Below are 19,741 nucleotides of genomic sequence, written 5' to 3' on the forward strand. Positions count from 1 at the left end.
CATCCTAACGCGTTTCCACCGGCAGGCTGCCGCGGCGGGACTCCCAGCCCAGAGTTTCCAGCTCGGGCGTGTCCGAGCTTTCCTCGGGCCAGCCCACGCAGAAATAGCCGATCAGCCGCCAGTCGTCGGGCACCGACAGGTCGCGGGCCAGCCGGTCGGGATCGAGGATCGAAACCCAGCCCAACCCCATCCCATGCGCGCGCAGCGCCAGCCAAAACAAAGTGACGGCCGAGACCACCGAATAGCGGCGCATTTCGGGCATGGTGCCCGCGCCCAGCCCCTGGCCCTTGTCGGTGGCGTCATCGCAGAACACCGCCAGCTGCACCGGAGCCTCTTGCATACCCGATAGCTTCAACTGGCTGTACAGATGCGCCCGGTCGCCGAAATAGCCCGCAAGCGCGGCGTCATTGGCGGCCTTGAAATTCTCCAGCGCCGCGGTACGGGCCGCGTCGCTTTCGACGCGGATCACGCGCCAGGGTTCGCTCAGACCCACCGAAGGGGCCAGCTGAAACGCGTCGAGGCAGCGCGTCAGCACTGCCTCGTCCACCGCGTCGGTGCGGAACCGGCGCACGTCGCGCCGGAGCCGCATCAACAGATCGAACTGCGTGCGGAACTCGTCGGTAAAAGCCTGATCCTGCACGCGCCCGCCTGTTTATTCTTCTGCAGCGGCTTCTTCTGCCGGAGCAGCGGCTTCGGCTGCCTTTGCGGCCTTCTCTTCGGCGCGCTCCTGGGCTTTCTTGCCAGGGGTGCCCTTCTTGGGGTTGTTGCGCTCGGTCTTCTCCTTGGCGCCGGCGGCTTCCAGCATGCGGGCGATCCGGTCGGTCGGCTGCGCGCCCTGGTCCAGCCAGTACTGGATGCGCTCGATGTTCATCTTCACGCGCTCTTCGCTGTCTTTCGGCAGCAGCGGGTTGTAGGTGCCCAGCTTCTCGATGAAGCGGCCGTCACGCGGCATGCGGCTGTCCGCTGCAACGATGCGGTAGAAGGGGCGCTTTTTCGAGCCGCCACGGGCCAGACGAATTTTCATTGCCATTGTGGTATCTCCTTTGGATGGCGTTGGCCGGATTGCTCCGGCTATTTCTGGTGTTTGCTGAACCTCGGGTTCACTTCTGGTGTTTCTTGTGGTGTCGAATGACTTCCTGAATGATGAAATTCAGGAAAGCCTTGGCAAAATCGGGGTCCAGATCCGCCTCTTTCGCCAGGTCTTCAAGCCGTGCGATCTGCGCGGCCTCGCGCGAGGGATCGGACGGGGGAAGGTCGTGTTCGGCCTTGAGCTTGCCAACGGCCTGGGTGTGCTTGAACCGCTCGGCCAGCGTATAGACCAGGATCGCGTCCAGCCGGTCGATGCTTTCGCGGTGGTCTTTCAGCAAGGCCGCGGCCCGCGTCACGGGATTGTTCATTGGCCGGTCCTTTCGGTGGTCAGATCGGTCGTTGACGTGTCGAGTTTCGGGTGCCGCCAGATCTGTGCGGACTTGCCCAGCACTTCGCCCTCGCGCTCGTAGGTCGCGCCGAGGCGCTGTGCCAGAGCGCGCGAACGGTCATTGGCGTGGGCGATATAGCTGATGACGCCGTTCAGTCCCTGATGGCGCGCCGCGTGGTCGCGGGCGGCCTGCGCGGCCTCGAAGCCCAGCCCCTTGCCCTCGGCCTGTTCCATGAGGGTCCATCCTAGCTCGGGTTCGTCCCAGCCCGGTACATCGATCATGCCGGTCCAGCCCACGAAAGCGCCGCTGGCCTTTTCGGTCAGGTGCCACAGGCCATAGCCACGAAGTGCCCAGTGGCCCAGACGGTTCGCCAGCACGCTCCAGCAGTCTGCCGCATCCCTTGGCCCGCCCACCATGTGGCTGCGCTCGGTCGCGTAGAAGGCGGTCATGGCCGGCAGGTCGTCCAGATGCGGCGCCCGCAGGATGAGGCGCTTGGTCTCAAGGGTTGGGATGGCGAAGGTCGTCATGCGTAGGCCTCCATCCCGCCATCGCCGTCGCCGGGCAGGTGGCGATAGACCAGAACCGGCTCGCCGAACCCGGCCTCGGCCTGCAGGTCGCGCTGGGCGCCCAGACGCTCGGCCACGCGGGCCGAGGCCGCGTTGTCGTGGTCTACATAGCTGACCAGTGACGGCAGGGCCTGCGGACCCAGTGCAAAGTCGCGGGCGGCTTCGGCCGCTTCGGTTGCGATGCCACGCCCTTCGGCGGCTTCGGTCAGCAAATAGCCCAACTCGTGCTCGCGGTCGCCGAATTCCATGCCGATTGACACGAAGCCCAGAACCTGACCGCCCGCGCGGTCCTCGATGGCCCACATTCCCGCGCCACGCAGCAGCCATCCAGCAACGTATTGCGTGAAATCCAGCCAGGCCGCTTGCCGGTCAAACGGGCCGTCCATGTGTTCGGCGCGGTTCGACGTCAGGATGTCGGCATAAGTGTCGAAATCCCCGATCCGCGGCGCGCGCAGCACAAGCCGCGCGGTCTCCAGCTGCGGCAAGTCCGCCGCCAGCCGCGCCGACAGGGCGGCAGCGGGGCCGGAGGCCGGAGCCTCCCAGGGATATGCGACGGGCGCGGTCACTTACTTCTTCTTTCCGAATCCGCTCAGGCCGGGGGGCAGGGCCATGCCGCCGCCCATGCCGGGCATGCCGCCGGGCACCTTGCCGCCCATCGCCTTGGCCGCGGCTTCCAGCGCCTTGGGGTCCATGCCGGCGGCCATTTCCTCGGGGCTGGGCCCGCCTTTGCCGAACATGCCCTTCATGGCCTGTTTCAGCATCTTGCCTTTGCCCATCTTGCCCATCTTCTTCATCATGTCCGACATCTGCCGGTGCATCTTGAGCAGCTTGTTGACGTCGCTGACCTCCATGCCCGAACCGGCCGCGATGCGTTTCTTGCGGCTGGCCTGCAGCAGCGCGGGGTTGGCGCGTTCCTTCTTGGTCATCGACTGGATCATGGCGATCTGCTGGCGCAGGATCCGGTCGTCCAACCCGGCCTGATCCATCTGCTTGGCCATCTTGCCCATGCCCGGCATCATGCCCATCAGGCCTTGCATGCCGCCCATCTGGATCATCTGTTCCAGCTGCATCTTCAGGTCGTTCATGTTGAACTGACCCTTCATCATGCGCTTCATCATGCGCTCGGTCTGCTCGAGCTCCATGGTCTCCTGGGCTTTTTCGACCAGGGCCACGATGTCGCCCATGCCCAGAATACGGCCCGCGATGCGGTCGGGCTCGAAGGTTTCCAGCGCATCCATCTTCTCGCCCAGACCGACGAAGCGGATGGGCTTGCCGGTCACTGCGCGCATCGACAGCGCCGCGCCGCCGCGGCCGTCACCGTCCATCCGGGTCAGGACCACGCCCGTGATGCCGACCTTGGCGTCGAACTCCTCGGCGACCTCTACGGCGACCTGACCGGTCAGGCCGTCAACCACCAGCAGGGTCTCGCGCGGGTCGACCACGTTGCGGACCTGCTCGACCTCGTCCATCAGGACTTCGTCGATATGCAGACGGCCCGCGGTATCCAGCATGTAGACGTCATAGCCGCCCAGCGTGGCCTGCTGTTTGGCGCGCTTGGCGATATCCACCGGTTTCTGCCCCGGCACGATCGGCAGGGTGTCCACCCCGATCTGAGTGCCCAGAACCGCCAGCTGGTCCATCGCCGCCGGGCGGTAGACGTCCAGCGAGGCCATCAGGACCTTCTTGCCCTCTTTTTCTTTCAGGCGTTTCGCCAGCTTGCCGGTGGTGGTGGTTTTACCCGAGCCCTGCAGGCCGACCATCAGGATCGGCGCGGGCGGGTTGTCGATTTTCAGCTTGCCGGGGTCTTCCTCGCCGCGCAGGGTATCGACCAGCGCATCATGCACGATCTTGACGACCTGCTGGCCCGGCGTAATCGACTTGGTCACCGCCTGGCCGGTCGCCTGTTCCTGCACCCTCTTGACGAACGCACGCGCCACCGGCAGCGAAACGTCAGCCTCAAGCAGCGCCACGCGAACCTCGCGCAGGGCGGTCTTGACGTCTTCCTCGGACAGGGCGCCCTGTTTGGTCAGCCGGTCAAAGACGCCAGAGAGGCGTTCGGATAGATTTTCAAACATGCCTTCGGCCTCCTTCGCCGGTTGTCGGTTGGCGCCCCATAGATAGGGGCGGACGAGTCAATGCACAAACGCCCCCACGGGCGAAACTCGCTGGTGGGGGGCGATCCCTGAACGACTCAAGGGACCGGAAGAACAGACGCTTCCGGATTTTGCGTTGGCGTTTAGGCCCATTGGCTGCCTGTGTCAACCATCCGCGCTTGCCGGGTTGCATCGTCTTGCCCCGTCGGCCATGACTGGCGCGATATTCGGGAGAAGACCATGGACGCCTCATCCGCCTTTCAGGACACATTGCCACTCAGTTCCGATGCACTGCTGGCGCAGCTGGACGATTGGGGGCTGCCCTATCGCCTGCACAGCCACGTCCCGCTACGGACGGTCGAAGAGTCGAAGGCGGTCGAGGATCAGTTCATGGTTCCGGGCGAAAACGCATTGCGACTCAAAAACCTGTATCTGCGCGACAAGAAAAAGCGGAACTACCTGGTGACGCTGGAACAAAGCTGCGAGATCGACCTCAAGGCGCTGGGCTCCGAACTGGGGGTGGGCAACCTGACCTTCGGGTCGGCGGATCGGCTGATGCAGAACCTTGGCATTCGTCCTGGCGCGGTCAGCCCGCTGGCGATGATCAACGGTGTCGGCAACGGTGTACGGTTCTTCATGGACGACGCGGCGCAGCGCGTGGACGTGATCTATATGCATCCGCTGGTCAACGACCGGACGGTGGCCATGGCGCGCGACGACTTGATGGCCTTCTTCGACCGGATCGGGTGCGAGGTCACCTGGCTGCCCTGAAAGGCGCGCCCGTCCGAGCGCGCCTGACGGAGAGTGGAATACCGGGCGCCACCGGCGGCGCCCGGTTGCATCATGCGGCCAGTTCGGCGACGGCTTTCTGCGCGTTGCTCAGCGTGGCTTCCGGGTCCAGGGCCATGCGGTCGGCGGCCACCACATCCACGTCGTGGATGCCGATGAAGCCCAGAACATGGCGGGCGTATCCGGTTGCAAAGTCGATCTCGGACCCCACGGCGGTTCCGCCCGAAGCGATGGCGAGGATGGCGCGCTTGCCCTCCAGCAGGCCCTTGGGGCCATTCTCGGTATACGAGAACGTCAGCCCCGCGCGGGCGACCAGGTCGATCCAGGCCTTGAAGGCGGCGGGGACTGAGAAATTGTAGATCGGCAGCCCGATCACCACCGTGTCGGCCTGCTGCAGTTCCTTGACCAACTCGTCCGACAGGGCCAGCAGGTCGCGCTGGGTGGCGTCGCGTTGATCGGCGGGGGTGAAGTTTGCGGTGATCCAGTCCTCGGTCAGCAAGGGCAGGGGCGTGGCCAGGTCGCGTCGGATGATGCGGTTGGCGCCCAGGTGCTGGACGATGCGGGCCGACAGGTCGCGGGTGGCCGAGCCGGTGCGGCGGGCCGAGGCGTCGATGTGCAGGATGGTCTTTGTCATGGTGTGTGTCCTTCTCAGGCTTCGGATTTTGCGTCTGAACCCAATATGAGTATTGCGTGAGCGAACGAAACTGGGATAATTCAACAGGCATTGTTGGAAATTGCACAGAATTGGTTTTGTCATGGACAATTGGGACGAGGTCCGCACCGCCTATCAGGTTGCGCGTATGGGCACGGTCAGCGGCGCGGCCGAGGTTCTGGGGGTGCACCACGCCACGGTGATCCGCCATATCGACGCGATCGAGGCCCGGCTGAAGGTCAAGCTGTTCCAGCGCCACGCGCGCGGCTACACCCCGACCGAGGCGGGCGAGGATCTGCTGCGTGTGGCCCAGGCCACCGAGGATCAGTTCAACCAGCTGGTCGGGCGGCTGAAGGGGCGCGGAGACGATGTCTCGGGCGAGCTGGTGGTGACTTCGCTCGCCTCGCTGGCGCCGCTGGTGGTGCCCACGCTGACCGCGTTCCAGCAGGACCATCCCGACCTGATCGTGCGCTATCTGACCGGCGACCGCCTGTTCCGCCTGGAATATGGCGAGGCGCATGTGGCCATCCGCGCCGGTGCGGCCCCCGACCAGCCGGACAATGTTGTGCAGCCCTTCATGACGCAAGAGGTGGGGCTGTATGCCAGTCAGGACTACATCGCGCGGCGCGGCCTGCCTGCGGGCGTCGAGGATTTCCCCAACCACGCCTTCGTCGGGGCGGATGACGAGAACAGCCGCGCACCCTTTTCGCGCTGGCTGCGCGCCAATGTCCCGGCCGAGGCGATCACCTTCCGCTGCTCCAACAACTTCACCGTGGCCGAGGCGGTACTGGCCGGGGCGGGGATCGGCTTCATGGCCCGCTGGGAGGCCGCCCGCCATCCGCAGTTGCAGGAGGTGATGGAGCCGCTGCCGGAATGGGCCGGAAATCTGTGGCTGGTGACCCATGTGGATCTGCACCGCACCAACAAGGTGCAGACCTTCCTGAAATTCCTCAAGGAGCAGGCTAAGGACTGGCTGCCATGAGCCCGCAGGCGCGTGGCCATCTGGCCATGCTGGTGTTCTCGGCGCTGGTGGCGGGCAGTTTCTCGCTAGGCTCGATGATTGCCAACGAGATCGCGCCGGCGGCGCTGAACGCCGCGCGGTTCGCGGTTGCCGGCGTGGTGATCGGCATCGCGGCGCTGATGACGACCGGCCTGCCGCGCAGCGCGGCGCGCGCGCCTTGGCGGTATCTGGTGCTGGGCGGGCTGTTCTCGGCCTATTTCGTGCTGATGTTCTACGGGCTGAAAACCGCGCCGCCGGTCAGCGCGGCGGCGGTGTTCACCCTGACGCCGATCCTGTCGGCGGTGGCGGGTTGGGTGTTGCTGCGTCAGATCACCACCCCGCACATGGCCCTGGCGTTGAGCGTGGGCGCGGTTGGCGCGCTGTGGGTGGTGTTCCGCGCCGATTGGCTGGCCTTTCGCGCCTTCGAGATCGGGCAGGGCGAGATCATCTATTTCTGGGGCTGCGTGGCCCATGCGATCTATACGCCCATGGTGCGCAAGCTGAACCGGGGCGAGCCGCCGGTCGTGTTCACTTTCGGCACGTTGTTGGCCGGGTGCGCGGTGCTGACGGTGTTCGGCTGGTCCGACATCCGCGCGACCGACTGGGCCAACCTGCCGGCGATCGTCTGGATCGGCCTGCTCTATGTCGCCATCTGCGCCAGCGCGGCCACCTTCGTTCTGTTGCAATATGCAACGCTGCTGCTGCCATCGGCCAAGGTCATGGCCTATACCTACCTGACGCCAAGCTGGGTGATCATCTGGCAGATCGCACTGGGCCAGCCGGCGCCGGACCTTTTGGTGCTGGTGGGAATCGGGCTGACGATCCTGGCCCTTGTGCTGCTGCTGAAGGGCGACGATCTGCGACGCGCCGACCGGCAGCCCGTGGCGCGCTGACGCCTACCTGTTGAGGCAGATCAAGGGGCAGACCGCGCGGCTCGGCTAGGCTGATACAAGGTCAAGGAGGTGTCCCATGTTCAAGCACATCATGTTTCCCGTCGATCTGCACTTGCCGCCCGAAGTGCGCAAAGCCGCCGAGGTTGCGGCCCAAGTCGCCCGATGGCAGGGGGCCCGGATCACCATCGTCAGTGTCACCAGCAACCAGCCCGGTGACCCGACCCAGACCGAAAGCGCGATCCACGATCATCTGTCCGATCTGGCGGACGAGCTGTCCCAAGCCAGCGGCGGCGGGGTCGATTTCCGCAATATCCATTCGGTGGACGTGGCGGCCGAGGTCGATGGCGATCTGGCCCGCACCGCCGAAGAGATCGGCGCCGACCTGATCGTAATCGGCACCCATGCGCCGCGGATCACCGATTTCATCCTGTCCAGCCATGCCGGATACCTGGCCAAACATGCCAGCATGTCGGTCTTCGTGGTGCGCTAGGCCTCGTCACCCGCGGACAACTGGTTTTCCAGGAACCGCTCGAACGCGTCCAGATTGACCGGTTCGAACTGCCCGAACCCTTGCATCCAGACCGAGGCCGCGCGCAGGGAGTCGGGTTCCAGCTTGCACCATTTCACCCGGCCGCGCTTCTCCTGGCTGATCAGCCCGGCCCGGGTCAGAATCGTCAGGTGTTTCGAGATCGCCGCCAGCGACATCTCGAACGGCTCGGCCACGTCGGTGACGGCCATGTCATCCTCGAGCAGCATCGCCAGAATTGCGCGCCGCGTGGGGTCGGCCAGGGCCGCAAAGACGGTATCGAGGTCATCGGACATGACCCCGCTGAACCACAGCGGGAAAGTTTGGTCAACCATTTGGTTGAATATGCGGATTCAGGGCTTTTGGGGCTGACGCGGACCCGATGCTCAGACGGTGAGACTGGCAGATACGAGAAAAGTGATGAAAAAACAAAGTCTTGAGCTGCGGCAATTGGGTCCGTCAAGGCCGTTGACTCTGCGCCGCGTGCCGCTTAGCAACTGCGCCAAGACTGTGCGAGGAAACCGCCCGTGACCGATGACGACCCAAAGCAGCGCCTGACGCAGCTTGAGGCGCGGATCGAAGCGGCGAAAAAGGCCAAGCAACCGCAGGCCCGCGCAGACGCCGACATATCCGGGGGCGAACTGGCCTGGCGGATGGTCATCGAGATGGTATCCGGTCTGGGGATCGGATTTGGCATCGGGTACGGGCTGGACAGCCTGTTCGGGACGATCCCGATCTTCCTGGTGCTGTTTACATTGCTGGGTCTCGTCGCCGGGGTGAAGGTCATGCTCCGCAGCGCACAGGAGGCCCAAGAGAAACAAGCGGCCGCGACAAGGGCCGAGAAGGACGAGAGGGACTGAACGTGGCAAGCGAGACCACCGCAGCACACGGCGCCGCAGGCGCAGAACACGCAGCAGAAGGCAGCAGCCTGGTGTTCCATCCCATGGACCAGTTCATCGTCAAGCCGCTGTTCGGCGGCGAAACGGTCGCCTGGTACACGCCCACCAACGTGACCCTGTGGCTGTTCTTCGCGGTTCTGGCCATCATCGGTCTGCTGGTGCTGAGCACTTCGAAGCGCGCCATCGTCCCGACCCGCATGCAGTCGATCGCCGAACTGGCCTATGGCTTCATCTACAAGATGCTGGAAGACATCTGCGGTAAGGAAGGCGTCAAGTACTTCCCCTATGTCATGACGCTGTTCATGTTCATCGTCACCGCGAACTTCCTGGGCCTGCTGCCCATGTCGTTCACCACCACCTCGCATTTCGCCGTGACCGTGGTGCTTGCCTTGGCGGTGTTCCTGACCGTGACCGTGCTGGGCTTTGTCAAGAACGGCGCCGGGTTCCTCAGCCTGTTCTGGGTGTCGAGCGCACCGCTGGCCCTCCGCCCAATCCTGGCGATCATCGAACTGATCTCGTATTTCGTGCGTCCGGTCAGCCACTCCATTCGTCTTGCCGGCAACGTCATGGCAGGCCACGCGGTGATCAAGGTGTTCGCAGGCTTCGCAGCCGTCGCCGCGATCTCGCCCGTGTCGGTCCTGGCGATCACCGCAATGTATGGCCTCGAGGTCCTGGTGGCCTTCATCCAGGCCTACGTATTCACCATTCTGACCTGTGTTTACCTCAAGGACGCTCTGCATCCGCATCACTGATCGGGGCGTGACCCCGGCACAGGAACGATAACCCAAAATCGAAACTTCCAATTCGTAAGGAGATACATCATGGAAGGCGATCTCGCACACATCGGCGCAGGCCTGGCAGCAATCGGTTCCGGCGCGGCCGCAATCGGGGTGGGCAACGTGGCTGGCAACTTCCTGGCCGGCGCTCTGCGCAACCCCTCGGCGGCTGCTTCGCAGACCGCAACCCTGTTCATCGGTATCGCATTCGCAGAAGCCCTGGGGATCTTCGCATTCCTGGTCTCGCTGCTGCTGATGTTCGCCGTATAATCTGCGGAACCTGATCCTTACGCGCAGGTGGGCCCAAGCCATAGCGGCCCACCTGTTGTAAAGACAACGTTCCGACGGAGGACATCATGGCGACTGAAACAACCGGAGCAGTAGGAACCTGCGTCGACTCTCATGGCTCTGCCATCGGGATGCCGCAGCTTTGCTTCGACTGGTTCCCGAACCAGATCTTCTGGCTCGTCGTTACGCTGGTCGTCATCTTTCTGGTTCTGTCCCGCGTGGCCCTGCCGCGCATCGCGGCGATCCTGGCCGAGCGTCAGGGGACCATTACCAACGACCTGGCCGCGGCCGAAGACCTGAAGGCCAAAGCGGTCGAGGCCGAAGAAGCCTACAACAAGGCGCTGGCCGATGCCCGTGCCGAGGCGCAGCGGATTGCGGCCGAAGCCCGCGCCGAAATCCAGGCGGATCTGGATGACGCGATCGCCAAGGCTGACGCGGAAATCGCGGCCAAGGCGGCCGAGTCCGAAAAGGCGATTGCCGAGATCCAGGCCGGAGCGCTGGAAAGCATTCAAGTGGTTTCCAAGGACGTGGCGGCCGAGCTGGTCACCGCACTGGGCGGCAAGGCGGATGCCGACGCCATCGCAGGTGCCGTCGAAGCACAGCTGAAAGGATAAGTGACATGCGGAACATCCTTGCCCTTGTCCTGACTGCGGGCGCCGCCAGCCCGGCCTTTGCCGCAAGCGGCCCGTTCTTCTCGCTGGGCAACACCGACTTCGTGGTGTTGCTGGGCTTCATCGTCTTCATCGCGGTGCTGTTCTATTTCAAGGTGCCCGGCATGATCGGCGGGGCGCTGGACAATCGCGCCCAGGGCATCCAGGCCGAACTGGACGAAGCCCGCGCCTTGCACGAAGAAGCGCGCGGCCTGCTGGCCTCGTATGAGCGCAAGCAGCGCGAGGTGCAGGCCCAGGCTGATGCCATCGTGGCTGCTGCCAAGGAAGACGCCGTTCTGGCGGCCGAGCAGGCCAAGGCCGACCTCGAGAAGTCGATTGCCCGTCGCCTTGCGGCTGCTCAGGATCAGATCGCCTCGGCTGAGGCCGCAGCGGTCAAAGAGGTTCGCGATCAGGCCGTCGCAGCGGCTGTCGTCGCCGCGCAGTCGGTACTGGCCAAGCAGATGACCGCGGCCCAGGCCAACAAACTGATCGACGAGGCCATCGCGACCGTGGCGCAGAAACTGCATTGATCCGGCGCAGAGGCGGTCTCGGCGCCTGGTGGCGAACGCGTCTCAGACTTCCTCGACGGTTGTAGGAGTTTCGGCGGGGGCAGAATTTGCCCTCGCCGTTTTATCGGATACTGTAGGTTCATCATATTAACACGTTTCAAGGCTTGCCCGATTGAGCCACGAGTAACACATGACACGACTGCCCCGGATCAGCGTTGTGATCCCGAACCTCAATTGCGCCGAGTTTCTCGAACGCACGATTCGGTCTGTCATCGATCAGAATTATCCAGACCTCGAACTGATCCTTTCGGATGGCGGCAGTACGGATGGGTCCCTCGAAATCGTCGAGAGGTACCGCAATTTCTTCTCTACGGTTCTGTCCGAACCGGATGACGGACAAGCCCACGCAATAAATCGGGGCTTTGCGTTGTCGACCGGAGATGTGATGGGATGGATCAACTCGGACGATGTCCTGTTGCCCGGAAGTCTGTCACTTGTGGGCTCGATATTTGCGTTCAATTCCTCGGTAGAATGGTTGACCGGTCGGGTGACCTGTATCGACGAGGCCGATCAGGTTTTGAGCATCCACCGCCCGCGACTTGTGACCCATACGCGGTTTCTTGCGGCCGACTATCAATGGATTCAGCAGGAATCGACTTTCTGGCGCCGCAGCCTGTGGGAAGTCGCAGGCGGTAGGTTGAACGAGTCGCTCCGCCTTGCCGTGGACGGAGAACTGTGGCTGAGGTTTTCGAAGCATACAACGATGTTGTCCGTTCATGACCAAATTGGCGCGTTCAGGTTCCGCAACGGACAACGGTCGGAAGATATCGAAGCCTACCATGCCGAAATGCTCGAGGTGATCGATGCCGAGCGCGCTTCGGTCGTGCCGCAGGATGATCTGGTCCGCCGTATCCTCGACGAACCACTCAAGTTGCGGACCCGCAAAGAGGCCGAAGCGACCTTTCCCGATCTGCGTAAATGCGACCCCAAGCCTTTTGCGCGACCCCAGCTGTGGAAGCACAGACTGATGCGAAAGTTGCATCGGATCTGACATCTGGCGCTTAACGCCCGGCGGTTTCGTGTTCCAGGCGCTGGCGCGCGATACGTTCGTTGCGCTGCGCTTTCTGCTGGTCCTGCATGCAGCGTTCGACGAAGCTCAGGTGCTGTTCCACTGCCTGTCGGGCGGCCTCGGGGTCGCGGGCCTGAAGGGCTGTGTTGATTGCCCTGTGCTGGTTCAGGATTGCGTCGCGCGTGGTGCGCTGGTGGAACATGATCTGGCGGTTGTAGAACACGCCCTGCCGCAACAGATCGAACATCGACCGCATCATGTGCAGCATCACCACGTTGTGGCTGGCTTCGATGATCGCCATGTGGAATTGCGCGTCCAGATGGGCCTCGTCATCGGCCGCGTTGCGGGCATGGGCGGCCTCCATCTTGTCGAAAATCGCTTGGATCACCTTCAGGTCGCTGTCCGAGCCCAGACGCGCGGCGCGTTCGGCCGCCAAACCTTCCATGTCGCGCCGGAAGGAAAGGTAATCGAACACGGCCTCGTCATGGCTGCTGAACAGACGGATCAGCGCCGGAGAAAAGGCCGAGCCCAAAACCTCGGCCACATAGATGCCCGACCCGGCCTTGGCAGACAGCAGGCCCTGATCCTGCAGTTGCGAGATCGCCTCGCGCAGCGACGGGCGCGATACGCCCAGTCGGTCGGCCAGTTCGCGCTCGGGCGGCAGGCGTTCACCGGGGCGCAGGATCCCGCGCAGGATCAGCAGCTCGATCTGTTTGACGACGGCCAGGGACAGTTTCTCGGTCTGGACTTTCTGAAAGGGCATCGGAACATCGCTGGAAATTGGTCAAATCATATGACCACACAAGCCCGGCCTGCGCAAGAACGGGCGGCGATCACATTGCCTGAAACAATAGGTCAGCATTATTGACTTTAAGCGCGGAGGTCATAGCGTCGGTCCGACCCAGCGGAGGAGGCTCGGCCCATGCATCAGCTATTTGCCACGCGCGCCAAGCGAATGAAGGCGTCTGAAATCCGAGAGCTGCTGAAACTGCTGGATCAACCCGGCATTATTTCCTTTGCCGGCGGTATCCCCGACCCGGCGCTGTTTCCGGCCGAGGCCTTTGCCCAGGCATTCCAACAGGCGTTTGGGGCTGGCAGCGGCGCGCAGGCGCTGCAGTATTCCGTGTCCGAAGGGTACCTGCCGTTGCGGGAATGGATCGCCGACCACATGCGTCTGATCGGCATCGACTGCGGCCCCGATGACGTTCTGATCACCTCGGGCTCGCAACAGGCGCTGGACTATCTGGGCAAGCTGTTCCTGTCGCCCGGCGACACGGCGCTGGTCGGATGGCCGACATATCTGGGAGCCTTGGCGGCCTTCAACGCCTATGAACCGCGCTTTGACCGGTTGCGCGCAGGCGGCAACGCGGGCGCGGCGCAATATCGGGCCGCGGCGGGGCCGGGGGCGGTCAAATACGCCTATCTGTCGCCCGACTTTGCCAACCCGACCGGCGAGACAGTCGATCGGCGGGGGCGTGAGGCCCTTCTGGATTTGGCCGAGGAGTTGGACTGCGCCCTAATCGAGGACGGTGCCTATCAGGCCCTGCGCTATGACGGGCAGGCGATTCCACCGATCCTTGCGCTGGAACTGGAGCGAAAGGGCGATCTGCAAGCGTGCCGAACCATCTATTGCGGCAGTTTTTCCAAGACTCTGTCGCCCGGGTTGCGAGTTGGCTGGGTCGTGGCGGCGCGGCCCGTCATCTCGCAGCTTGTGTTGATGAAACAGGCCGCCGACCTGCATTCGGCCACCATCAACCAGATGGCTGTTCACCAGGTGGCCCAAACCTGTTTTGACAGCCACATCCCGAAAGTGCGCGCAACCTACCGCGCGCGCCGCGACGCGATGCTGGCGGCGTTGGAACGGCACATGCCCGAAGGCGTGCAATGGACCCGGCCCGAGGGTGGCATGTTCATCTGGCTGACCCTGCTGCCCGGCTCGGATGGCGCACAGCTACTGGCCCGCGCGCTTGAGACGGTCAAGGTCGCCTTTGTGCCCGGACAGGCCTTTCACCCAGATGGCAGCGGCGCCAATACGATCCGGCTGAGTTTCTCCAACTCGGACGAGGCCAGGATTGCCGAGGGCATTGCCCGGTTGGGCACGGTCCTGCGCGGGTAAGTTCGGGAAAGCTTTCGTTAACCATTTTGCCGCAAAGCTGCGGCATGATCCGGTTCCTCGCCTTGCTGTTGCTGGCCGGCTGCTCGGCCGGCACGCCCCATTTCCGTGACCTGCCCGCAACCCGCGTGGCCATAAACGGCAGTGTGTTCGACGTGCGCCGGCGCGGTGACCTGGCCGAGGCGGTCCGCATCAACTGCCAATATGCCCCGCGGCTAGGGTCGATCCGGGATCGGGCCGCGTTGGCCATGGCGCAGGTCTCGGGCTGTCCGGTCGCCGACGTGCTCGGCGATGCGGCAGTGACCGTGGGCATTCTCGCCTGTGACCGCAGGGCGTCGGACCGGCTGTTGCTGGCTGCGGTCACGCCGACCAACTATGAATGCATCGACTTCGGAACCCATGACAGCGGATCGGACACCGGATACCAGGTGTTCGAGTGTTCGCCTTATTGACTCCGCGCAATTCCGCCCAAATCAGCAAGATATTGTGGATAACTTGGCCCAATATCCCATATCCTGCGCAACTTCGTTGACTCGCGGCCATTCCCTTGTCCAGACTTTGAAGGAACGGGAATCATGGAAACCGGCCTTTGCGCTTTACCAAACTCAAACTCACCGGCTTCAAAAGCTTTGTCGATCCGACCGATCTGATCATCGCGGACGGGTTGACCGGTGTTGTGGGGCCCAACGGCTGCGGCAAGTCCAACCTGCTCGAGGCGCTGCGTTGGGTGATGGGCGAGAACCGCCCCAAATCGATGCGCGGCGGTGCGATGGAGGACGTGATCTTTGCCGGTGCCGCCACCCGTCCGGCGCGCAACTTCGCCGAGGTCGTCCTGACCATGGACAACTCGGAACGTCTGGCTCCGGCCGGGTTCAACGACAGCGATCAGATCGAAATCGTGCGCCGCATCACCCGCGACGTGGGCAGCGCCTACAAGGCCAACGGCAAAGACGTGCGCGCCCGCGACGTGCAGATGCTGTTCGCCGATGCTTCGACCGGCGCGCATTCGCCCGCGCTGGTGGGGCAGAACCGGATCGCCGAGCTGATCAACGCCAAACCCCGCGCTCGCCGCCGCATTCTGGAAGAGGCCGCCGGTATCTCGGGCCTATACCAGCGCCGGCATGAGGCCGAACTGAAGCTCAAAGGCACCGAGGCCAACCTGACCCGCGTCGATGACGTTCTGGAACAGTTGGGCACGCAGCTGGCGCAGCTGGCGCGCCAGGCCCGTCAGGCCGCGCGGTATCGCGAGATCGGCGAGCAATTGCGCCAAGCCGAAGGCATGTTGCTGTATCGCCGTTGGAAAGAGGCCGACATGGCCCGCCAGCAGGCCGAAGAGCGTCTGCGTGACCGCATCACCGAAGCCGCGCGCGCCGAGGCCGAGGCCCGCGCCGCCAGCGCGAAACGCGCCGAGATCGAAGAAACCCTGCCGCCGCTGCGCGAGGAGGAGGCCATCGCCGCCGCCGTCCTGCAGCGCCAGCAGGTGCAGCGCGATCAGCTGTCCGATCAGGAAACCCGCGCGCGCCAGACCATCGAAACCCTGACTGCCCGCATCCAGCAACTGGGCCGCGACATTGAGCGTGAAACCGGTTTGAACCGCGACGCCGGCGAGATGATCGAACGGCTGGAATGGGAAGCCCGCGAACTGGCCAAGGCCGCCGAGGGCCATGACGACAAGCTGGCCGAAGCCGCCGAAATTGCCCGCGAGGCCGCCGCGGTTCTGCAGGAGCGCGAGGATCTGCTGGCGCAGGAGACCGAGGACACCGCTCGTCTGGTCGCGCGTCACCAATCGGCGCAGCGCCTGGTCGAGGACAGCCGCAAGACGCTGGCACGCTCAGAGGCCGAAGAGGAAAAGGCCCGCGCGGCCGTTGCCGAGGCCCGCGCCGCGCTGACCCGCGCCGACGAAGCGTTCGAGGCCGCGCAAGCCGTTGAGGAAGAGGCGCGCGAGGCCGCCGAAGCCGCCGAAGAAGCGCTGGCCGCCGCCGACGAACTGCGCGGCGAGACCCAGGCGCGCGAGGCCGAGGCCCGCGCCCAACGGTCTGAGGCCGAGGGCGAGCTGGGGGCGATCCGGGCCGAGACCACTGCGCTGGCCAAGCTGGTCGAGCGCGATACCGCCGAGGGCGGACAGGTGCTGGACCTGCTTCGGGTCGAGCCGGGCTTTGAAAAGGCGCTGGGGGCCGCGCTGGCGGATGACCTCCGCGCCCCGCTGGTCGAAGGCGATGGGCCGTCGGGTTGGGTGCAGGTGCCGGGCTATGACGCCGATCAGCCTTTGCCGGACGGGGCCGAGCCGCTGGCGCTGCACGTATCGGGGCCGGACCGTCTCAGCCGTCGCATCGCACAGATCGGCCTGATCGACGCGGATCAGGGCGCGCGGCTGCAACCTTTGTTGAAACCCGGCCAGCGGCTGGTGTCGCGCTCGGGCGATCTATGGCGCTGGGACGGGTTCCGCGCCTGGGCCGAGGATGCCCCCAGCGCCGCGGCGCTGCGGCTGGAGCAGCTCAACAAGCTCGAGGTGCTGAAACAGCAGCTGGCGCAGGTCGAAGCGCAGGCCGACGGTGCCCGCGCCGCGCACGAGGCCCTGTCGCGACAACTGGCCGAGGTGACAGAGGCCGACCGCCGCGCACGCGAGGCCCGCCGCGCCGCCGACCAACGCATGGCCGAAGCGGCCCGCGCGCTCAGCCGGGCCGAGGCCGACCGCAACCTGGCGCAGGGCAAACTGGAGAACCTGACGCTTGCGGTCGACCGTCACAAGCAGGATGCGATGGCGGCCCGCGCCCAGCTGCGCGAGGCCGAGGCCGCGCTGGCCGCGCTGGGCGATCTGGACACTGCCCGCGCACGGGTCGAGGACATCAAGCAGACGGTCGAGGCCGCGCGGATCACCATGCTGACGCACCGCTCGACCCATGACGAGCTGCGCCGCGAAGGCGAGGCCCGCACCCGCCGCGCGCAGGAGGTGGCCAAGGACCTGAGCGGCTGGAAACACCGCTTGGAAACCGCCGAGAAGCGCATCGCCGAGCTGGCCGAGCGTAAAGCCAGCTCGGAAGAAGAGCTGACCGAGGCGATGGCCGCGCCCGCCGAGATCGCCGAGGCGCGCGAAGAGCTGAAAGAGATGATCGAGGCCGCCGAGGCCCGCCGCGCCGAGGCCACCGACAAGCTGGTCCATGCCGAAACCCTGCAACGCGAAGCCGTGCTGGCTGAGCGCGAAGCCGAGCGCAAGGCCTCGGAGGCGCGCGAAGCCCGCGCCGCGGCCGAGGCGCGGTTCGAGGCGGCCAAGGAAAGTGTCGCCGCCGCCGCCGAGCGCATCGCCGAGGATCAGCAACTGACACCGAACCAGCTGTTGAACCAGCTGGACGTGAACCCTGACGACATGCCCGCCGCCGATGCCCTGGAAGCAGAGGTGAACCGCCACAAGCGCCAGCGCGACGCGATGGGTGCGGTGAACCTGCGCGCCGAGGAGGATGCCAAGGAGGTTCAGGAGGAGTTCGACACGCTCAACAGCGAGAAATCCGATCTTGAAGAAGCGATCAAGGCGCTGCGCAGCGGTATCGCCAGCCTCAACCGTGAGGGCCGCGAGCGCCTGCTGACCGCATTCGAGCAGGTCAACGCGAACTTCGCCATGCTGTTCAAGCATCTGTTCGGTGGCGGCGAGGCCAACCTAGTGATGGTCGAGAGCGACGACCCGCTGGATGCGGGGCTCGAGATCATGTGCCAACCGCCCGGCAAGAAGCTGTCGACGCTCAGCCTGCTGTCGGGCGGGGAACAGACCCTGACCGCCACCGCACTGATCTTCGGGGTGTTTCTGGCCAACCCGGCGCCGATCTGCGTGCTGGACGAGGTCGACGCGCCGCTGGACGATGCCAACGTGACCCGGTTCTGCGATCTGCTGGACGAGATGTGCCGCCAGACCGACACGCGGTTCCTAATCATCACCCACCACGCGGTGACCATGGCCAGGATGGACCGTCTCTTCGGCGTGACCATGCAGGAACAGGGCGTCAGCCAGCTGGTCTCGGTCGATCTGAAGAAGGCCGAGCAGATGGTCGCCTGACCGCTCACCGCAACGTTATTCCGCGATCGTGCCGGACCGGGCTAGGCTGGCCGCATGAAACATCTGTTGCTGATCGCCGCGGCTTGCGCCGCCTCGCCGCTCTGGGCTGCCGAATGGGCCACCCGCCCCGGCGACGTCCCCTTGAGCCCCGCTGAACTGGATGCGTTGGCAGGCCGCACGCTGACCTTCCATGACGACGGTCAGTCGAAATACTCGGCCGGTGGGTCTTATTCCTATACCTATTCAGCGGCCAATGGCGGCGGAACGGCCTTCGGGACCTACAGCATCGCCGCTGATGGCAGCATCTGTGTGCAGTATCGAAATGGGTTCGACCGCTGCGATCTGTATGTGCGCAACAAAGACCGGCTGATCCTGATCACCGAAAAAGGCGAACGATTTCCGGTGCGGCCTTGATGTCATGGCATTCAGATCCATCGGGCTCTGCCCCGATGCGTGGAGCCTGGCAGTGCATGGCTTTGGCCGGATGCTAGCGGCACAGCGCCCCCTTGCGGCGCTGTGCCGTGTCGAAGTGGAAGTGATCACGGTGGTACTTGTCCGCCGCCGGGCCGAGCACGGTACCGAACAGCCCGCAGGCTTCACGATGTAGGCGGCGTAGAATGGGGCCGAATTCCAGTGTATTCCACCCATCCCGCACGGACACGATCGTGCCATCCCTGAGTTGAAACGCCGAAATGTCTACGGCCCGACCGCGCGCATGTTCGGACAAAGGCGCATAGCGGTGGTTGTTCTGCGTCCGGCAGGAATAGTGTCCGACAAGCCGGACCTCGTCCAATCCGCCGCCCAGATCTGCAAAGGCCGGTTTGGCCATGGTCTCGATCCATGTATTGAGGGTGATTGCCGTTCGGCAATCCATCAACGCCTTCTGGCTCAGTCGGATGTCCGACATGCTGTGGACCTGAACCGGGCGGCCGATGCCGCAGCCCCGGTACGTTCCGGCGAAGCGTCTCCGAGGTTCGCCAACGATGGTCCAGTCATCGCACAAGGCGCCACGTTCGCGCATGCGCTGGCGGCCCTCTCCGATCTTGGAAAACTTGCACGGTCGTAAGGCAGGGCGGGGCGAGACGGCGACGGGCGTGCGGACAATGTCAGAGGGTACAACGACTGCTGCAGGCTGCGCGGTGTCGCCGGGATCAGGCGGCGCGGGAATGTCAAATCCTTGCAAGTTGGGTACCGGACCCTCGGCGCAGTTGGGGGCGGCGAATGCCGGCCCGACACCAAGACACAGCAGAACACTCAGAACACGGATCACACCAACCTCCAGACAGCCGAGCAGGGTGCTTGCCCGATTGCAGCCGGACCGCACCGGGTGCGGATCGCCGCGTCCGCCCCTGCGATCCGGTCCGGGAAACTTTTCACCTCTGGAAGTTAAGCGGATGCCGCGCCGTCGGATCAACCGTTTTCTGCCGTCGGTCATCGGGCCGCCGGTTCGAGCGG

General features: G+C 64.6%; 24 protein-coding genes. 14 read left to right on the top strand and 10 right to left on the bottom strand.

All coding sequences use genetic code 11. The features are described from left to right. Positions 1-4 precede the first annotated feature (4 nt). From bluB to ffh, 6 genes are all read right to left on the bottom strand, one after another. Positions 5-640: a 5,6-dimethylbenzimidazole synthase gene (gene bluB / locus AC2FMD_RS15995; protein WP_496679362.1), complete on the bottom strand. Its 636-nt coding sequence runs from the start codon at positions 638-640 to the stop codon at positions 5-7. Between the two features lie 12 nt (positions 641-652). Beyond that, positions 653-1,030 (bottom strand): 30S ribosomal protein S16, encoded by a 378-nt coding sequence (gene rpsP / locus AC2FMD_RS16000; RefSeq protein WP_496795242.1) that lies wholly within the window; start codon positions 1,028-1,030, stop codon positions 653-655. Positions 1,031-1,100: 70 nt separating this feature from the next. Then, the gene (locus tag AC2FMD_RS16005; RefSeq protein WP_005981236.1) at positions 1,101-1,397 is read right to left on the bottom strand and encodes a chorismate mutase; all 297 of its coding nucleotides are present in this window, start codon (positions 1,395-1,397) and stop codon (positions 1,101-1,103) included. Beyond that, on the bottom strand, positions 1,394-1,945 hold the full coding sequence (locus tag AC2FMD_RS16010; protein ID WP_496741999.1) for a GNAT family N-acetyltransferase: 552 nt from the start codon (positions 1,943-1,945) through the stop codon (positions 1,394-1,396). The genes AC2FMD_RS16005 and AC2FMD_RS16010 overlap by 4 nt, the downstream gene beginning before the upstream one ends. Then, complete coding sequence (locus tag AC2FMD_RS16015; protein WP_496711204.1) at positions 1,942-2,550, bottom strand: GNAT family N-acetyltransferase; 609 nt, start codon at positions 2,548-2,550, stop codon at positions 1,942-1,944. Before AC2FMD_RS16015 ends, AC2FMD_RS16010 begins: the two co-directional genes overlap by 4 nt. After that, positions 2,551-4,059, bottom strand: coding sequence for a signal recognition particle protein (gene ffh, locus AC2FMD_RS16020; protein WP_496741997.1), 1,509 nt, complete (start codon positions 4,057-4,059; stop codon positions 2,551-2,553). It lies immediately after the preceding gene. Positions 4,060-4,317: 258 nt separating this feature from the next. Here ffh and AC2FMD_RS16025 point away from each other — a divergent pair, with 258 nt between their 5' ends. Then, positions 4,318-4,848, top strand: a complete 531-nt coding sequence (locus AC2FMD_RS16025; RefSeq protein WP_496741995.1) for a prolyl-tRNA synthetase associated domain-containing protein — start codon at positions 4,318-4,320, stop codon at positions 4,846-4,848. Between the two features lie 70 nt (positions 4,849-4,918). Here the strand turns inward: AC2FMD_RS16025 and AC2FMD_RS16030 are convergent, their stop codons facing one another. Continuing rightward, the gene (locus tag AC2FMD_RS16030; RefSeq protein WP_496741993.1) at positions 4,919-5,500 is read right to left on the bottom strand and encodes an FMN-dependent NADH-azoreductase; all 582 of its coding nucleotides are present in this window, start codon (positions 5,498-5,500) and stop codon (positions 4,919-4,921) included. A gap of 121 nt (positions 5,501-5,621) precedes the next feature. On the opposite strand from AC2FMD_RS16030, the gene AC2FMD_RS16035 reads away from it, so the two are divergent. The 3 genes from AC2FMD_RS16035 (at position 5,622) to AC2FMD_RS16045 (ending at position 7,901) form a co-directional block, all read left to right on the top strand. After that, a complete protein-coding gene (locus AC2FMD_RS16035; RefSeq protein WP_170367906.1) occupies positions 5,622-6,500 on the top strand; it encodes a LysR family transcriptional regulator in 879 nt (292 codons plus the stop codon). After that, on the top strand, positions 6,497-7,411 hold the full coding sequence (locus AC2FMD_RS16040) for a DMT family transporter (RefSeq protein WP_496679347.1): 915 nt from the start codon (positions 6,497-6,499) through the stop codon (positions 7,409-7,411). Before AC2FMD_RS16035 ends, AC2FMD_RS16040 begins: the two co-directional genes overlap by 4 nt. 76 nt (positions 7,412-7,487) lie before the next feature. After that, positions 7,488-7,901, top strand: a complete 414-nt coding sequence (locus tag AC2FMD_RS16045) for a universal stress protein (protein WP_496688760.1) — start codon at positions 7,488-7,490, stop codon at positions 7,899-7,901. Here AC2FMD_RS16045 and AC2FMD_RS16050 read toward each other — a convergent pair. After that, complete coding sequence (locus AC2FMD_RS16050) at positions 7,898-8,233, bottom strand: ArsR/SmtB family transcription factor (protein ID WP_496679344.1); 336 nt, start codon at positions 8,231-8,233, stop codon at positions 7,898-7,900. The genes AC2FMD_RS16045 and AC2FMD_RS16050 overlap by 4 nt on opposite strands. Before the next feature lie 231 nt (positions 8,234-8,464). Between AC2FMD_RS16050 and AC2FMD_RS16055 the strand changes: the two genes are divergently transcribed. The 6 genes from AC2FMD_RS16055 to AC2FMD_RS16080 all read left to right on the top strand — a co-directional run bounded on the left by AC2FMD_RS16055 (position 8,465) and on the right by AC2FMD_RS16080 (position 12,110). Beyond that, positions 8,465-8,797, top strand: coding sequence for an AtpZ/AtpI family protein (locus AC2FMD_RS16055; RefSeq protein ID WP_490359927.1), 333 nt, complete (start codon positions 8,465-8,467; stop codon positions 8,795-8,797). Between the two features lie 2 nt (positions 8,798-8,799). Beyond that, positions 8,800-9,588 (top strand): F0F1 ATP synthase subunit A, encoded by a 789-nt coding sequence (locus AC2FMD_RS16060; protein WP_496741991.1) that lies wholly within the window; start codon positions 8,800-8,802, stop codon positions 9,586-9,588. A 69-nt stretch (positions 9,589-9,657) separates the two neighbouring features. Continuing rightward, positions 9,658-9,882 carry a F0F1 ATP synthase subunit C gene (locus AC2FMD_RS16065; protein WP_005981269.1) on the top strand — a complete coding sequence of 75 codons (225 nt, stop codon included), beginning with the start codon at positions 9,658-9,660 and terminating at the stop codon, positions 9,880-9,882. 86 nt (positions 9,883-9,968) lie between these two features. After that, positions 9,969-10,514, top strand: coding sequence for a F0F1 ATP synthase subunit B' (locus AC2FMD_RS16070; RefSeq protein ID WP_496741989.1), 546 nt, complete (start codon positions 9,969-9,971; stop codon positions 10,512-10,514). A gap of 5 nt (positions 10,515-10,519) precedes the next feature. Further along, entirely contained in the window at positions 10,520-11,080 is a 561-nt protein-coding gene (locus AC2FMD_RS16075) for a F0F1 ATP synthase subunit B (protein ID WP_496688765.1), read from the top strand. Positions 11,081-11,249: 169 nt separating this feature from the next. Beyond that, entirely contained in the window at positions 11,250-12,110 is an 861-nt protein-coding gene (locus AC2FMD_RS16080; RefSeq protein ID WP_496741987.1) for a glycosyltransferase family 2 protein, read from the top strand. A gap of 10 nt (positions 12,111-12,120) precedes the next feature. Here AC2FMD_RS16080 and AC2FMD_RS16085 read toward each other — a convergent pair whose 3' ends face one another. Next, a complete protein-coding gene (locus AC2FMD_RS16085; protein WP_496711208.1) occupies positions 12,121-12,891 on the bottom strand; it encodes an FCD domain-containing protein in 771 nt (256 codons plus the stop codon). Between the two features lie 159 nt (positions 12,892-13,050). Between AC2FMD_RS16085 and AC2FMD_RS16090 the strand changes: the two genes are divergently transcribed. The 4 genes from AC2FMD_RS16090 to AC2FMD_RS16105 all read left to right on the top strand — a co-directional run bounded on the left by AC2FMD_RS16090 (position 13,051) and on the right by AC2FMD_RS16105 (position 18,700). Further along, on the top strand, positions 13,051-14,244 hold the full coding sequence (locus AC2FMD_RS16090; protein WP_496741985.1) for an aminotransferase-like domain-containing protein: 1,194 nt from the start codon (positions 13,051-13,053) through the stop codon (positions 14,242-14,244). A 44-nt stretch (positions 14,245-14,288) separates the two neighbouring features. Beyond that, a complete protein-coding gene (locus tag AC2FMD_RS16095; RefSeq protein ID WP_496741983.1) occupies positions 14,289-14,693 on the top strand; it encodes a hypothetical protein in 405 nt (134 codons plus the stop codon). A 137-nt stretch (positions 14,694-14,830) separates the two neighbouring features. Further along, complete coding sequence (locus AC2FMD_RS16100) at positions 14,831-18,286, top strand: chromosome segregation SMC family protein (protein ID WP_496741981.1); 3,456 nt, start codon at positions 14,831-14,833, stop codon at positions 18,284-18,286. A gap of 54 nt (positions 18,287-18,340) precedes the next feature. Beyond that, positions 18,341-18,700: a hypothetical protein gene (locus AC2FMD_RS16105; protein ID WP_496711211.1), complete on the top strand. Its 360-nt coding sequence runs from the start codon at positions 18,341-18,343 to the stop codon at positions 18,698-18,700. 73 nt (positions 18,701-18,773) lie between these two features. On the opposite strand, the gene AC2FMD_RS16110 is transcribed toward AC2FMD_RS16105, so the two are convergent. Beyond that, positions 18,774-19,307, bottom strand: coding sequence for an extensin-like domain-containing protein (locus tag AC2FMD_RS16110; RefSeq protein WP_496679326.1), 534 nt, complete (start codon positions 19,305-19,307; stop codon positions 18,774-18,776). Positions 19,308-19,741: the final 434 nt, after the last annotated feature.

It is taken from the genome of Ruegeria sp. BHSC276, assembly GCF_059612945.1.